The sequence below is a fragment of the Aquella oligotrophica genome (assembly GCF_002892535.1).
Classification (GTDB): Bacteria; Pseudomonadota; Gammaproteobacteria; order Burkholderiales; family UBA11063; genus Aquella; species Aquella oligotrophica.
On sequence record NZ_CP024847.1, the window covers coordinates 1,166,180 to 1,181,123 of the forward strand.

At 37.2% G+C, this 14,944-nt stretch carries 14 protein-coding genes; 11 read left to right on the forward strand and 3 right to left on the reverse strand.

Annotation, left to right across the window (positions count from 1 at the left end; all coding sequences use genetic code 11):
- Positions 1-4: 4 nt before the first annotated feature.
- The gene (locus tag CUN60_RS05350) at positions 5-655 is read left to right on the forward strand and encodes an IS1595 family transposase ISPlba4 (RefSeq protein WP_102951043.1); all 651 of its coding nucleotides are present in this window, start codon (positions 5-7) and stop codon (positions 653-655) included.
- Here CUN60_RS05350 and queG read toward each other — a convergent pair.
- From queG to CUN60_RS05365, 3 genes are read right to left on the reverse strand one after another with little or no spacing between them, the layout of a single operon-like run.
- On the reverse strand, positions 629-1,714 hold the full coding sequence (queG, locus tag CUN60_RS05355) for a tRNA epoxyqueuosine(34) reductase QueG (RefSeq protein ID WP_245866373.1): 1,086 nt from the start codon (positions 1,712-1,714) through the stop codon (positions 629-631). The two genes, CUN60_RS05350 and queG, sit on opposite strands and share 27 nt — an antisense overlap.
- Positions 1,714-2,796 carry a CaiB/BaiF CoA transferase family protein gene (locus tag CUN60_RS05360; RefSeq protein ID WP_102951045.1) on the reverse strand — a complete coding sequence of 361 codons (1,083 nt, stop codon included), beginning with the start codon at positions 2,794-2,796 and terminating at the stop codon, positions 1,714-1,716. The genes queG and CUN60_RS05360 overlap by 1 nt, the downstream gene beginning before the upstream one ends.
- A gap of 9 nt (positions 2,797-2,805) precedes the next feature.
- Positions 2,806-3,984, reverse strand: a complete 1,179-nt coding sequence (locus tag CUN60_RS05365) for an acyl-CoA dehydrogenase family protein (protein ID WP_102951046.1) — start codon at positions 3,982-3,984, stop codon at positions 2,806-2,808.
- Positions 3,985-4,137: 153 nt separating this feature from the next.
- Here CUN60_RS05365 and tsaE point away from each other — a divergent pair, with 153 nt between their 5' ends.
- From tsaE to truA, 10 genes are all read left to right on the forward strand, one after another.
- A complete protein-coding gene (gene tsaE, locus CUN60_RS05370; protein ID WP_102951047.1) occupies positions 4,138-4,611 on the forward strand; it encodes a tRNA (adenosine(37)-N6)-threonylcarbamoyltransferase complex ATPase subunit type 1 TsaE in 474 nt (157 codons plus the stop codon).
- Positions 4,575-5,936, forward strand: a complete 1,362-nt coding sequence (locus CUN60_RS05375; protein ID WP_102951048.1) for an N-acetylmuramoyl-L-alanine amidase — start codon at positions 4,575-4,577, stop codon at positions 5,934-5,936. The genes tsaE and CUN60_RS05375 overlap by 37 nt, the downstream gene beginning before the upstream one ends.
- Positions 5,937-5,938: 2 nt before the next feature.
- Positions 5,939-6,508 carry a pseudouridine synthase gene (locus CUN60_RS05380; RefSeq protein ID WP_102951049.1) on the forward strand — a complete coding sequence of 190 codons (570 nt, stop codon included), beginning with the start codon at positions 5,939-5,941 and terminating at the stop codon, positions 6,506-6,508.
- Positions 6,509-6,574: 66 nt separating this feature from the next.
- Positions 6,575-7,489, forward strand: coding sequence for an SRPBCC family protein (locus tag CUN60_RS05385; RefSeq protein WP_102951050.1), 915 nt, complete (start codon positions 6,575-6,577; stop codon positions 7,487-7,489).
- A 177-nt stretch (positions 7,490-7,666) separates the two neighbouring features.
- Positions 7,667-9,175, forward strand: coding sequence for a fumarate hydratase (locus CUN60_RS05390; protein ID WP_102951051.1), 1,509 nt, complete (start codon positions 7,667-7,669; stop codon positions 9,173-9,175).
- 36 nt (positions 9,176-9,211) lie between these two features.
- Positions 9,212-10,075 carry an acetyl-CoA carboxylase, carboxyltransferase subunit beta gene (gene accD / locus CUN60_RS05395; RefSeq protein ID WP_102951052.1) on the forward strand — a complete coding sequence of 288 codons (864 nt, stop codon included), beginning with the start codon at positions 9,212-9,214 and terminating at the stop codon, positions 10,073-10,075.
- Positions 10,076-10,777 (forward strand): 5'-methylthioadenosine/adenosylhomocysteine nucleosidase, encoded by a 702-nt coding sequence (locus tag CUN60_RS05400; RefSeq protein WP_102951053.1) that lies wholly within the window; start codon positions 10,076-10,078, stop codon positions 10,775-10,777.
- A gap of 2 nt (positions 10,778-10,779) precedes the next feature.
- Positions 10,780-11,898: an aspartate-semialdehyde dehydrogenase gene (gene asd, locus CUN60_RS05405; protein WP_222593318.1), complete on the forward strand. Its 1,119-nt coding sequence runs from the start codon at positions 10,780-10,782 to the stop codon at positions 11,896-11,898.
- Positions 11,891-14,104: a type IV pilus assembly protein FimV gene (locus tag CUN60_RS05410; RefSeq protein ID WP_102951055.1), complete on the forward strand. Its 2,214-nt coding sequence runs from the start codon at positions 11,891-11,893 to the stop codon at positions 14,102-14,104. The genes asd and CUN60_RS05410 overlap by 8 nt, the downstream gene beginning before the upstream one ends.
- A complete protein-coding gene (gene truA, locus CUN60_RS05415; RefSeq protein ID WP_102951056.1) occupies positions 14,097-14,894 on the forward strand; it encodes a tRNA pseudouridine(38-40) synthase TruA in 798 nt (265 codons plus the stop codon). The genes CUN60_RS05410 and truA overlap by 8 nt, the downstream gene beginning before the upstream one ends.
- The last annotated feature ends 50 nt before the right edge of the window (positions 14,895-14,944 follow it).

Genomic DNA, 14,944 nt, shown 5'->3' on the forward strand with positions numbered 1-14,944 from the left:
ACCAATGGAAGCTATAAGCAAAAATCGCTATGTAAGGCGTGCAAAAATTTCGGAATATAAATTTCGTAAACTTGTCAAATACTTTGCCGAAGATTTATCGGCTACTCAGATTTCAATGCTAACTCAGATAAACCGCAATACAGTAAACAGATACCTAAATGAGATACGTGAAAGAATTGTTGAATTTTGCGAGCAGTACTCGCCAATTCCCGAGCAAGAAAAAGATACTACTGAGACTAAATTACAAACGCTATCTGAAAAGGTTTCTAATAATCTCGGTTTACTGAAACGGCGTGGAAAGGTTTATGCTACTCTGGTTGCAAACTATACCAGTGAGAAAGTTAGAACACTTTTAAATATGGCAACAAAACCGGATAGTAAGGATTTGAAAGTACATTCAATTGATGTGAATGAAGAAGATGGCGTGATTGCGATTGGATATGATGATCTCCCACTTTATATCGATAAGCCAAGTTATGTTGAAAATCTTGATACGTTTTGGAGCTTTACTCGTGAAAGATTAGGTAAATTTCAGGGATTAGCTAAGCATAAATTTTATCTACATCTAAAAGAATGTGAATTTAGGTTTAACTTTCGCAATGATAATCTTTATGCGGTGATGCTAAAATTAATCAGTAGTAAGCCGATTAGTTAATTCATTAATAGCCCAGGTGATATGTTCAGTAACCATTTCATCTGGGTATGGCAGTTTACTCTGCAAAACCTTAATTTTTTCTAGAGATGGTTCTGAATTACCAATCGCTACTGCCAGATTTCTGATCCACGAATTATAACCAATGCGCCTAATTGCACTTCCTTCGGTTTTTTTAAAAAACTCCTCCTCATCCCAATTAAATAACTCTAATAGACTACTTGAATCAAGATGGTTTCTGGTATTGAAGTCCTTTATTGGTGATTGCTGGCTAAATTTATTCCACGGGCAAAATAGTTGGCAGTCATCGCAGCCATAAATCCGGTTACCGATTAATTTTCTTAGTTCTGGTGGAATTGCGCCTTTATTTTCAATGGTTAGATAGGATATGCAACGTCTAGCATCGAGCTTATACGGTGCTATAAATGCTTTAGTTGGGCAAATGTCGATACATTTATTACAACTGCCACAGTGATTGTTAATTTCTTTATCCTCAGGTAAGGGTAAATTAGTAAATAATTCACCTAGAAAAAACATGCTACCTTGATTTTTAGTTATAAGTAAGGTGTTTTTGCCCCGCCAGCCTAAACCGGATTGACTGGATAGTTGAACTTCCATTACTGGTGCAGAGTCGGTAAATGCGCGGTAATTATGTTCAATATCAGAGCTTTCAAGTTGTTCGTTAATAAATGTGGCAAGATTATTAAGGATTTGTTTTACAACTTTATGATAGTCTCGCCCAAGTGCATAGCTTGAAACATAAGCCATTTCCTCACTATTTAGACGTTCTTTATGCAAATTTATTGGATTTATTAGATAGGGGATCTTCACACAGATGATAGTTACTGTATTTTCATGAATAAGGGTAGGGTTAAAGCGTAATTCAGTATTTCTTGCCAAGTAATCCATGCTACCATGTAGTTTTTCATTAAGCCATTGTTGATACTTTTCTTTGGCTTCATTGCTAATTATCGTTGCTGCAATGGTTATATCCAAACAGCCGAGGCGTTTGGCTTTCTTCCGAATTTCTTCTTTTAAGTTTTGAAGGCTGACGCTATCCACTATTCCTGTTCCAGAAAATCTGTCTTAAAGGCTACTGTTTTTACTCTACGGGTATATACTCCATCAATATTTTCTTCAAGTATCATTGCTTGTGCTATTTTTTCGGTAAATAGTTGCTGCATATTCATAACTTGTCCGGCTGGTATATCTTCTTTTAGCAAAAGCTTAGACCATTCGCTAGCTGATTTTTCTCGAAATTTGCTAGATAATATCACAAATAGTTCAGTTCGATTTTTTAAGCGATGAAGGTTCGTAGAATACTTAGCTTCAGCTGCAATTTCACTGAGCTGTAAAACCTGACAAAGTTTTTTAAACTGTTGATCATTGCCTATAGCTAGAACAATGTAGTTATTATCTGCACAGATAAGAGTTTCACCATATGGTGCGATATTTGGGTTTAATGACCCAGTTGGTTTGGGTATTTTTCCTCCCATTAGCCAATTAGTTGCTTGATTGGCTAATGAAGCAACTGCTGCTTCATAAAGCGATACTGCGACATAGCTTCCAGTTCCGGTATTACTGCGTTTTAAAAGTGCCAGTAAAATAGCTTCTTTTAATTGATGGGCAGCAAGAATATCAATAAATGCTAATGGTAGTTTTATCGGACCAGACTCATCTGTACCATTTATTGACATTAATCCGCTTTCAGCCTGTAGTACGGCATCATATGCACCTCGTGGGTTTTCCTCTCCATAACCAGTAATATTCGCCTGTATCAGGCGGGGATTAATCTGTTGTAATTGTTGATAATCAAGATTTAATTTTTTAGCATTCCTGAAATTACTGATTAAAATATCTGCAGATTTGATTAACTCAATAAATTTGTTATAACCCTCATCAGAATTAAGATTACACTCTAGGTACTGCTTATTATAATTTACCGCGCAAAAATAACCAGAAATATTTGATTTAGGGTCTTCGGATGGTAGTTTCCAATTTCTGGTAACATCAGGATTATCCGGGTTTTCCAGTTTGATAACGCTAGCACCCAGTTCGGCAAAAAAGGTGCCAACAGCTGGTCCGGCAAGTACACCTGCTACTTCAATAACGATTAGTTCTTTGACTGGATTAGATTTTGACATTATGTATTTTTAGAATGCTGAAAAGCTAGTCAACTCGCGACCAAGTGTCAGGAGATGAATGTCTCTAGTACCTTCGTAGGTAACGACACTTTCAAGATTTACCATGTGGCGCATGATATTATTATCTTCCAAAATGCCATTACCACCAAGCATATCGCGCGCACTTCTTGCAATTTCAAGTGCCTTAACTGTTGAATTATACTTTAGCAAATTAATCATATAAAAACTCGCCTGATTTGTTTCAAGTAGTCGCCCAACTTGTAAGCATGCATTTAATCCAATCGCAATCTCAATCTGCATTTTTGCTAATTTTTCCTGAATCAACTGTTTGGCTGCCAATGGCACTCCAAAAGCCTTGCGGGTTTTTACATAGTTAAGTGCTTCTTCAAAACAAGCCTGAGCCGCTCCCAAAGCACCCCATGCTATCCCATAACGCGCGTAGTTAAGGCAGCTAAATGCTGAGCTAAGTCCATTACTTAATGGTAGAAGGCTTGATTCATCTACTCCAACATTGTTGTAATGTATCTCACCTTGTACGGCAACTCGTAGTGAGATTTTATTGCTTATCGGAGTGATGGATAATCCGGGCAGACTTTTTTCAACAATAAAGGCACGGACAATATTATCATCACAACGTGCCCAAGTAATTATTATATCTGCATATGGCGCTAAGCCAATCCAGCGTTTGCTACCGTTTATTAGATAGCCATTAGTCGTCTTTTTGGCAGTAGTCTCAAGTCCGGCAATATCAGAACCATGCTCTGGTTCCGTTAGGGCAAAGCTTGCTACTAGCTTACCAGCATTCAATAGCTCTAGATATTTAGTCTTTTGTTCGGCAGAGCCAAAAAGAGCAATGCTTTTCATTGCCAGACTTCCCATCACACTCATGACAGTTCTAAGTCCGGAATCAATTTTTTCTAGTTCATAAGCGATAAGCCCATAAGCAACTGGTGAAATTACTGGTCCTCCATAATTAGCGGCTAATTCGCCACCAAATATTTTTAATTCGCCTAATCTGTGTAAAAGATTTACCCCTTGATTTTCATTGAAAAACCCGTCTTGGATAAGTGGCTTTAATTCCTTATTGGCAAAGTCGCGGACTTGCTGTTGGATGTTTACTTCATCAGTCCGTAAGCTAGCTTGTAGTTTTAACGGATCCATACTATCAAAAGAAGCATTAAATTTCATGGTTTGTCCATTATAGGAGATTTTATCGACCTATATTATCCCATATTTATCAAATAGTTTGAACTACGTTTTATATCAGAAGTAGTTGTGTGCTTCCTTTCCTGTCTAGCCTTGGCATATGCTATAATCTTGCTTATTTTACAGGCAGAAATTATGCAGCATTTATTTGCAATTACAAGCCTGTCTGATACTTCCAGACTAGCACAAAAAATTGCCAAACTTATTTTTCCAGGGATGGTTATTACATTAACTGGTAATCTTGGTAGTGGTAAAACAACGCTTACCCGTGAGATTTTGCTATCACTGGGTATTTCTGGTACAGTTAAAAGTCCTACTTTTACATTGGTTGAACCGTATATACTCAAAAATTTTCAGGTTTATCATTTTGATTTATATCGTTTCAATGATCCGGAAGAGTGGTTTTATGCTGGATTTGATGATTATTTTACTAATCAGTCGGTTTCTTTTATCGAATGGGCAGAAAAGGCCAAGGGGTTAATTCCAGATATTGACTGGGATATTTCGCTCACTGTTACTGGTGATAATGAGCGTAAATTGATAATAAATGCACAAACAGAAGCAGGAATAGAATGTCTGAAACAATTGATAGCAAACGACGTGGATTAATAAAATTTGGTCTTTTTGGTGGGATTACCTTATTAGTTAGTAAGCTGGCTAGTGCTGATGAAAGTAGTGTGGTTACACCAAATGCAAATAAGATCCTTCAAGATAGCGTTAATCAGATTATTTCTGTAAGGATCTGGCCATCTGATGTTTATACCCGTTTAACCATTGAAGCTGAAGAGTCAATTAAGGCAAAGTATTTTAGCCTAGAAAATCCAAACCGCTTTGTAATAGATATCCATAATTCACATCTTAATGCAGTTCTAAAAAATCTCACTAGTAATCATTTTGATAATGACCCGATTATTAGTGGAATCAAAGTTGGACAAAATACACCAACTACCGTTCGGATAGTTGTTTATGTGAGACAACCTGTTTCAGCACAGACTCAGACGATTGATCCGGTCAGCCTTGGTAGCGTTAATTATAAATATCGCTATATGTTTGATATGTATCCGTTAAATTATGCAAAATCATCAAATAATGATGAGCTTAATGATCAATTATTGGCTTTCTTGCAGATAAATGCGGATCAGACTAAGCAGCCGGAGTCGGAAGAGTCAGCCGTCGAGCCTCGAACCAAAGATTATCCCGAGATCGCGCCAGTTCCAGAAGGCAAACAAACCATTAGCAAAGGGAAAATTCTGGTAATGATAGATCCAGGGCATGGTGGTGAAGATCCGGGAGCAATTGGACCACAAGGGACTAAGGAAAAACATATTGTTCTTGATATTGGTAAAAAACTAAGAGATTTGATTAATTCCAGTGATAATATGCGTGCTCAGCTAACCAGAACGCAAGATATTTTTATACCGCTTGGTACTAGGGTTGCGATTGCCAGAAAAGCCAAAGCCGACATATTTGTTTCAATCCATGCTGATGCTTTTACTTCTCCGCAAGCCAGAGGTTCTTCGGTATTTGTGTTATCCGAACATGGTGCTAGTAGTGCTTTTGCCAAATATATGGCGGTTAGCCAGAATAATGCTGATTTGATCGGTGGGATGTCATTTAAAACTAAAGACAGTGTTGTTAATCGGATTTTACTAGATATGACACAAAGTTATACTATGCGTAAAAGTAGTAAGCTTGGTCAGATTATTTTATCAGAACTGAAAGACATAAATAAACTTCATAGTCAAAGTATTGAGCGTGCAGGTTTTGCGGTTCTAAAAGCACCGGATATTCCATCCATACTTGTTGAGTCAGCTTTTGTTTCTAATCCAACTGAAGAAAACCTATTAAGAACCGAAGAGTTCCGTCAGAAAGTAGCTAAACAGGTATTTGATGGTTTACAAGCCTATGCAAAACAAAACTATAAATTAGCCTGATAATGACTAGAATTATCATCTTTAATAAACCTTATGGAGTAATCAGCCAGTTTTCTCCCAATCCACCACACCAGACGCTCAAAGACTATATTCCTATCCCCGGGGTATATCCGGCAGGCAGGCTTGATACTGATAGTGAAGGTTTGATGATGTTAACCGATAACGGACAATTACAGGCAAAGATAGCCGAACCAAAACATGGTAAAACAAAGACCTATTGGGTTCAGGTCGAAGGGGTTCCTACTGATAAGCAATTGTTAGCTCTTGAATCGGGTGTTGATTTGGGTGACTTTATAACAGCCAAAGCATTAGTTAAAGTAATAGAAGAATCAGCTGATTTATGGTCGCGAAATCCACCAATTCGCGAGCGAAAAACCATTCCTACTAGTTGGCTAGAATTGTCAATCACTGAAGGTAAAAATCGCCAAGTTCGACGAATGACAGCCAAAGTTGGTTTGCCAACATTAAGATTAATTCGTTCAGCTATTGGCGGTATCAGATTGGATGGTTTACTGCCCGGCAATTATTATGAGCTGGCGTATCCAGATTTTATAAAAAAATTTAATGGCTAGATAAGTTTCTGGGGAAATTGGTATTTATTGCTGTTAAACTATCATTATATAAATTAAGGGGGAATTATGAAATATACTGTAATTAAAGAGCGATTGATTCCTGCATCTAGTCAGCAAATATTAAATTATCTTACTGATTTTAATAACTGGAGTAGCTGGTCACCGTGGGCATGTCTTGATCCTGCTACTGTTGTAAATTGTCAAAATAATTATCTTGAGTGGGAAAGCAAATTTACTGGTGTTGGGAATATGAAGCTAATTAGTCATACTCAGAATCAAGTAAATATTGAATTAAACTTTCTCAAACCTTTCAAATCACAGGCTCAGGTAACGTTTAGACTTGATGAAATGTCCTCGAATGAGACAAAAGTCGCTTGGCAAATGGAAAGTAAATTACCATTATTTTTATGTTTCTTCAAAAAAATATTTCAGGTTATGATCGGACGTGATTTTGAGCGCGGGTTAACTAGACTTGAATATATGGTTAAATTTGGTAAAATTCCATCGCGGCTTGAATATTTTGATACACCTGATACAATTGCTGGGTTTAAGGTGGCAGGAATCAGTAGTTTTTCTCATATGTCTGGAATTGCTAATAGTATGCGGACTACTTTTGCAAGACTACATGAGTTAGTAAATGAGGCTAGTATTTTGCCAACTGGAATGGTTTGTTTTTGTGATAAATTCAAGATTAGTCAGGAAGTAATGTATTATACAGCTGCTGCTATTTATGATGGGAGCAAGGTTTCTTCTAATGGACTAAGCCGTAGAAATATCCCAGAGCATAAAGCAATAAAGGTAACCTTGTATGGTAGTTATGAGTTTTTGGGTGATGCTTGGGCTGGTATATATGCACATCTACGTGGATTAAAACTAAAAGTAGATAAGCGAGTAGCTCCATATGAGGTGTACATTAAGGGGCCACATAATGCCAACAACCCCGAAGAATATGTAACTGAAATTTATATGCCAGTCAAATAAATTTGGATGGTTTTATTTTAAGCCTTAGTAATGTTATTCTAAAATAATCAATGTTTGTAGTCGTGCTGAAGTTTTACAATTGGTCTAGTCAGCTTAAATATTTTGGCTGAAATATAAAATAATTAGCTATAGACATGCTAAAATAAAAGGTTGGATTGTCTAGATAAGGATTACTTAATGCCCACTTTAATCAAGCAAAATGACTTCATACAATCAGTAGCAGATAGTTTACAGTATATTTCCTATTACCACCCATTGGATTTTATTCAGGCGATGGCAAAAGCATATGAACATGAAGAGTCTCCTGCTGCTAAAGATGCGATTGCGCAGATATTGGTAAATTCACGCATGAGTGCCGAGGGTAAACGCCCGATTTGTCAAGATACCGGGATTGTTTGTGCCTTTATTAAAGTCGGAATGGATGTCCAGTTTACTGATGCCACAATGTCGATTCAACAGATGGTTGATGAAGGAGTTAAATTAGCTTATCTTTATCCAGATAATAAATTACGTGCTTCAGTTCTTGCTGATCCAGCTTTTGGACGGAAGAATACTCAAAATAATGGCCCGGCTGTAGTACATTTTGATATTGTTCCGGGTAATACGATCGAGGTTGAAATTGCGGCAAAAGGTGGTGGTTCAGAGAATAAATCAAAATTTGCAATGTTAAATCCCTCAGATTCAATCGTTGATTGGGTAATAAAAACTGTGCCGCAAATGGGCGCAGGCTGGTGTCCTCCGGGTATGCTTGGAATTGGGATTGGTGGCACTGCTGAAAAAGCTATGTTGTTAGCCAAGAAATCTTTGATGGATTCAATTGATATGGCTGATTTGATTGCCCGTGGTCCACAAAATAAAGTTGAGGAATTACGGATTGAACTTTATGAAAAGGTTAATGCATTAGGGATTGGGGCTCAGGGTCTAGGCGGATTAACAACGGTTTTGGATGTTAAAATTTTAGATTATCCTACGCATGCTGCAAGTAAACCAATTGCCATGATTCCAAATTGTGCAGCTACACGACATATTCATTTTACTCTTGATGGTAGTGGGCCTGCAATACTAACTCCGCCAAAACTTGAAGATTATCCATCGGTTACTTTAAGTAATAATAGTTCAAAAAGGATTAATATAGATAATATATCCAAAGAGGAATTAGCAAGTTGGAAAACCGGAGATACCATTTTATTATCCGGTAAAATATTAACTGGCCGTGATGCTGCCCACAAGCGGATTACTGAGATGCTTGATAAAGGTGAGCAATTGCCAGTTGATTTTAATGGACGGTTTATATATTATGTCGGGCCTGTTGATCCTGTACGTGATGAGGTAGTTGGTCCAGCTGGTCCGACAACATCTACTCGGATGGATAAATTTACTCGTCAGATGCTCGAGGCAACAGGTTTAATTGGGATGATAGGTAAATCGGAGCGCGGTCAGGTGGCGATTGATGCAATCAAAGATAACAAAGCAGTATATCTCATCGCTGTTGGTGGTGCTGCGTATCTAGTATCTAAAGCGATTAAATCGGCAAAAGTGGTTGCTTTTCCTGATTTGGGTATGGAGGCTGTCTATGAGTTTGAAGTTGAAGATATGCCTGTTACTGTTGCCGTTGATAGTACTGGAGACTCTGTTCATCAAAGTGCTCCAAAAATATGGGCACAAAAAATCGCTTTACGCGCATAAGTTATTTATTGATAATAATTTTTTAGGTAAAAAAATATGAGTTGGCTTAGTAAACTGTTACCTCCAAAGGTTCAGGTTGATTCTACCGAAAAGGCAAATGTTCCAGAGGGACTGTGGCATAAATGTGATAGTTGTAATGAGATTTTGTATTATACCGATTTAGAGCAAAATCTTGACGTTTGTCCAAAATGTGAGCATCATCATCCATTAAATGCTAGAAATAGAATAGCTATGCTACTTGATAGTGATGGACGCATTGAGATTGCTCGTGAAGTCTTGCCTGTTGATAGTTTGAAATTCAAAGATTCAAAAGCATACGAAGAACGACTGACAGCAGCACAAGCAAAAATAGGTGAAGATGATGCACTAGTTGTAATGCAGGGAACTATTAATAATGAACCTGCTGTTGTTGCTGCATTTGAGTTTCGCTTTATTGGGGGCTCAATGGGGTCAGTTGTCGGGGAACGTTTTGTTCGTGGGGTAAAAGCTGCTGCGGATAATAATTGTGCCTTTATCTGTGTGGCGGCATCTGGTGGTGCTAGGATGCAAGAAGGTGTTAACTCTCTGATGCAGATGGCAAAGACATCAGCTGCCCTACATCTGTTAACTCAAAAACAGTTACCTTTTATTTCCATCTTAACTGATCCTACAATGGGTGGTGTTTCCGCTAGTTTCGCTTTTCTTGGTGATGTGGTAATTGCAGAGCCTGGTGCCTTGATTGGTTTTGCTGGTCCACGCGTGATTGAACAGACGGTTAGAGAAAAACTACCAGAAGGTTTCCAAAGTGCTGAATTTCTTCTTGAAAAGGGAGCAATTGATATGGTTGTCCCGAGAAAGCAATTAAAATCGCAGATCGCAAAAATTATTCAGCTTTTTTTGAATAAAGGGATTAGTGCATAAATGATACTTGGAATTATTTGTGCGATGCAGGAAGAGCTGGATGAGATAACTAAAGAATTGGCACTTACTCCAGTTAATCGGATTGATCTTTGCAGTAATAGTTATTCTGTTTATACGTCTGGTAGTCATACCATTGTTTCTGGGGTTTGTGGAATTGGCAAGGTGAATGCGGCTGTTACTACACAGTTGATGATTGATAAGTTCACTCCTGATAAGATTATTAATGTTGGTGTTGCAGGTAGTTTAAGCCAGAATTTGGTATTTGGTGATGTGGTAATTGCTGAAGATCTCGTTCAACATGATTTTGATATAACTCCGTTTGGTGTTCGTCTTGGACAAATTGCGCGGATGGATACTTTTTCATTTCCAACCGATAGTAGTGTAAATAAACTTATATTAGATAATTTGGCATTACCTGAAAATAAGATTGTACTTGGACGTATTGTTAGTGGTGATCAGTTTATTGATGATAAAAGTAAAGCTGAATTTTTGGCAAAAGAATTTGACGCTGTAGCTTGTGAAATGGAAGGTGCAGCAATTGCACACGTTTGTTATCTGAATAAGTTGCCAGTTTGTGTTATTCGTTCACTCTCGGATATGGCAGGACAAGATGGTGAAGCTATTCATTCTTTTAATGATTTAAAATTTATGGCAGCAGCTAGGGCTGCCAAAGTGGTGGTTAATTTATTGGAGCATATATAATGATGAAAGTTGGTTTTGTCGGCTGGCGTGGGATGGTTGGTTCGGTATTAATGGATAGAATGCAGAAAGAAAATGATTTTGCTAAGATTGATGCAACATTTTTTTCTACCTCTGCTGCTGGTGGCTTAGCTCCTGATTATAAACAGACCCAGAAAACTTTAAAAGATGCTTATGCAATAGATGAATTAACAAGACTTGACTGTATTGTTACTACGCAAGGAAGCGACTATACTCATGACGTTTTGCCAAAATTAAGAGCGGCTGGCTGGAATGGTTACTGGATTGATGCGGCTTCTGCATTACGGATGAATAAAGATGCCTTGATTATTCTTGATCCAATTAATGGTGATAATATCAATAATGCTCTTGATAATGGGATAAAAAACTATATTGGCGGAAATTGTACCGTTAGTTTGATGCTTCTTGCCCTTGATGGTTTATTTAAAGCAGATTTGATTGAATGGATTTCATCAATGACCTATCAGGCAGCGTCTGGAGCAGGGGCTAATAATATTCGTGAGTTATTACTCCAAAGCGGCAAGCTTTATGATTCGGTTAGTGATATTATCAATGATAAATCTGCAACGATTTTAGATATAGCTTCGCGAGTCAATCAGATTATAAATTCAGCTGGTTTTCCTAAAGAGTATTTTGGCGCTCCATTAGCTGGAAGTGTTATTCCATGGATAGATTCAGCGATGGAAAACGGACAGACCAAGGAAGAATGGAAAGGTGCCGTTGAAACCAATAAAATTCTTGGACTTACACCAGATACAGTTAAAGTCGAAGGTTTATGCGTTCGCGTCGGGGTTTTACGTAGCCATTCACAGGCGCTTACGATTAAACTAAAACGTAAAGATCTTTCGGTTGAGCAAATTAGCGAGATGATTGCTTCGGCAAATCCATGGGTTAAAGTCATTGCAAACAATAAACCAGATACCTTAGCTGGACTCACTCCGGCTGCAATTAGTGGGACACTTGATATCGCTGTTGGACGCATTAAGAAGCTAAAATTTGGTGATGATTATATTGCATTATTTACTGTTGGTGATCAGCTATTGTGGGGTGCTGCTGAGCCTTTACGCCGGATGGTAAATATTTTAGTAAGTCGCTATGCGTAGATTTATATTACTTGTATTAGCTAGCTTGATGTATATTTCATCAAGCTATGCTGATTTAGGTGATATTAAGGTAAATTCCTATCTCAGCCAACGCTTTGATGCTGTTGTTCCACTTACAAATATGCCAAAAGATACTGATTATAATAATTTGCATCTGGGCTTGGCAAACAGTAAAAAATTTAAAGAGTACGGGATTAATTTTAATCCTGAATTAGGAAGTTTTGTATTTCAGATAATAACTAATTCCAAAGCGCCATACGTAAAAATTACTTCTAGTAAGTTAATTAATTCTCCAGTTTTAAGTTTCCTGTTACACTATCGCATAAATAATGATGACTTCTATCGTCAATATACGGTTTTGCTAGATCCTGTAGATTATACTTCTACAACCCAAGCAAAACAAGATAATAAATTGATAGTTGTCAGGGATAATCAAACTAGTCATCGAGTAGGTTCAAACGAGAAGCCGATTCCAATCTATTCTAAAGTAGCTACAACAAATATACAGAAGCCGTCTTTCCAAATGGATTTGAGCAATCCATCCTTACAGGCAAGCTTAGCCAGATTCAATCAGGAGTCAATGCTATATACTACGGTTACAAATGATAGTTTATATAATATTGCAAAATTTAATCAGGCTATCTATCCTAAAGCGCAGTTAACTATAAATCAGATACTAATTGCTTTAGGAATGGAAAATTATCATTTAATGCATAATGCTGAATACTTGTATGAGTCAAATGTTTTAATTAAGATACCTTTAGCGAAGAATATCAGCTTAATTCCTGCAAATCTTGCTGATGCTTATTTATTGGATGTTAGTCTTTCTAATGATCAAAAATTTGGGATTTTAAAAGCAATAGCCAGCAAATACAATAGAGCCGTAAATATTGAGTCTGCAGAATTGTTTGTTGTGAGACAGCTTGATAAAAAAACTGTTATCAATAATCTAAATTCTTCACAGAATATTAGGCTTCATTCTCAACATAAGGATATTAAACCTGCGACAAAACCTGCTGATGACGGTCTATTGTCATTTATTCTTGCTAACTCACTCTACTTATTCGGTGGGCTAGTTATTGTTCTTATTCTTGTTGTGCTTAGAAAACGTTATCCGGATATTTCACTTAAAGATCTATTAAATAGACTTAAACGTAAACGGATACGTAAGAAATTAGATGCAGAGGAAGATCCAAATAGTGATGACAATATTTATGGTGATTTGAATAAATTTTCTCATCATCGAACATTATCGCGACATCAATTTGAGGCATTTGATCAACAAAATGAAGGAGTAGAACCTCAAGCTTCGCCGTTGCCAGATGTTAATCAACAGATAGCGACAGAAAAAGAAGTGATTACTAAACAAGCTTCTTCAGATGAAAACGCAAAGCTACCAGCTACCCCTAAATCGGAGTTTAAGGTAGATCATGAGTTATTGGAGACTCTTGAAAAGATTTTATTGATGGATCCTAGTCGTGATGATATAAGATATAAGCTATTTGAGTTATATCTTATGGATGGAAAAGTCGATAAAGCCAGTAAGATATTTTATGCGCTTGATCATAATCTTGAGATTGATGATGTACTAAGGCAGCATATTGAGATTATATGTCAGAAATATGATTTTATGCCTATTCCTGAATCGGAGCTTACGGATAATGCTGAGAATCTTGTGCCTCCTGAGAGCAAAGCAGAAAATCTTATTTCATCAGAGTCTTCACCATTGACGGATGTAGATAATTATATTCAGGAAGTGGCACATACAGATCATGATCTAAATCAATCAGCTGAGGAAACCAACCGGGTTGTTGACTTTATTTCTTTTGCTCCGATACAGAATACACCAGATCCTGATGAAGTAGTTAGCTTTTCTCAGGAGCGGATGCTTGATTTTTCTGTAGTTGATTTTAAACCGTTAACAGAACCAGTTGTTGAAATGGATTCAATAGATGAGAATCACAGTATTTCAATTTCTGCTGAAAATCCAATTAGTAGTTTAATTCCGGAAGAGGCTGAATCGATAATTATTTCAGAAGATAATACCTTAGATGAAAAATTGAATCTAGCAAGAATGTATTTTCATATAGAAGAATCTGATAAAGCCAAAGATATTATCCGTCAAATTTTGGATAGTCCGGCGTTATCTGATAATTTAAGGGAAGAGGTAAATAAATTAAGGCTAGAGATGGGGCTCAATGGCTAAATATGCCTTATTACTTGAATATAATGGCTCAGATTTTCATGGCTGGCAGATTCAGGCTAATACCCGAACTATACAGGGTTGTCTTGAGTATGCTTTAAGTAAATTTGCTAATGAACCAGTAAAAACCATAACAGCCGGACGAACTGATACTGGAGTCCATGCTCTTAACCAAGTAGTACATTTTACAAGTAATGCTAAGCGTAATCTGTGTGGCTGGATAAATGGCGTTAATGCAAACTTGCCTGCCTCAATTTGTGTAAAGCAAGTAGCTATGGTTGAAGATGATTTTGATGCCAGATTTAGTGCATTGAGTCGGACTTATCACTACTATCTACTTAACCAACCGCTAGCTTCGTCTATTTTTGAGAAACTTATTGGCTGGTATCATCGAGAACTTGATTTAGATGCTATGCAAAAAGCTATACAACAGCTAATCGGAAAACAGGACTTTTCCTCATTTCGGGCAGCAAACTGTCAGGCTTCATCTCCAGTTAGAGATATGATTGCAGCTGAAATTGAGAAATCTGGTAATATTTTGAGATTTACGTTTAGAGCAAATGCATTTTTGTACCATATGGTTAGAAACATAGTTGGTGCGCTAGTTTATGTTGGTAACGGACGTCTTAGTCAGGATGAATTTACCGATTTAATTGCTGCTAAAAATCGGGCTAAAGCACCACCAACATTTATGCCGGATGGCTTATATTTGGCGCATGTTGATTATGCTAATAACATCTTTAATGAAAACGAGTCTGGAATGTGGCTATTTGGTGGGAATTCTTCAGATTAATTTCTAACTTATGCTTGATCAAATAACAAATTAATATATTGGGATATAAT

Excerpts from the sequence above, each read along its gene's own strand:
- truA (WP_102951056.1), top strand. The coding sequence starts at position 14,097 with ATGGCTAAATATGCCTTATTACTTGAATATAATGGCTCAGATTTTCAT.
- asd (WP_222593318.1), top strand. The coding sequence starts at position 10,780 with ATGAAAGTTGGTTTTGTCGGCTGGCGTGGGATGGTTGGTTCGGTATTA.
- CUN60_RS05360 (WP_102951045.1), bottom strand. The coding sequence starts at position 2,796 with ATGTCAAAATCTAATCCAGTCAAAGAACTAATCGTTATTGAAGTAGCA.
- tsaE (WP_102951047.1), top strand. The coding sequence starts at position 4,138 with ATGCAGCATTTATTTGCAATTACAAGCCTGTCTGATACTTCCAGACTA.
- CUN60_RS05385 (WP_102951050.1), top strand. The coding sequence starts at position 6,575 with ATGAAATATACTGTAATTAAAGAGCGATTGATTCCTGCATCTAGTCAG.
- CUN60_RS05375 (WP_102951048.1), top strand. The coding sequence starts at position 4,575 with ATGTCTGAAACAATTGATAGCAAACGACGTGGATTAATAAAATTTGGT.
- CUN60_RS05365 (WP_102951046.1), bottom strand. The coding sequence starts at position 3,984 with ATGAAATTTAATGCTTCTTTTGATAGTATGGATCCGTTAAAACTACAA.
- CUN60_RS05400 (WP_102951053.1), top strand. The coding sequence starts at position 10,076 with ATGATACTTGGAATTATTTGTGCGATGCAGGAAGAGCTGGATGAGATA.
- CUN60_RS05390 (WP_102951051.1), top strand. The coding sequence starts at position 7,667 with ATGCCCACTTTAATCAAGCAAAATGACTTCATACAATCAGTAGCAGAT.
- CUN60_RS05410 (WP_102951055.1), top strand. The coding sequence starts at position 11,891 with ATGCGTAGATTTATATTACTTGTATTAGCTAGCTTGATGTATATTTCA.
- accD (WP_102951052.1), top strand. The coding sequence starts at position 9,212 with ATGAGTTGGCTTAGTAAACTGTTACCTCCAAAGGTTCAGGTTGATTCT.
- CUN60_RS05350 (WP_102951043.1), top strand. The coding sequence starts at position 5 with ATGGAAGCTATAAGCAAAAATCGCTATGTAAGGCGTGCAAAAATTTCG.
- CUN60_RS05380 (WP_102951049.1), top strand. The coding sequence starts at position 5,939 with ATGACTAGAATTATCATCTTTAATAAACCTTATGGAGTAATCAGCCAG.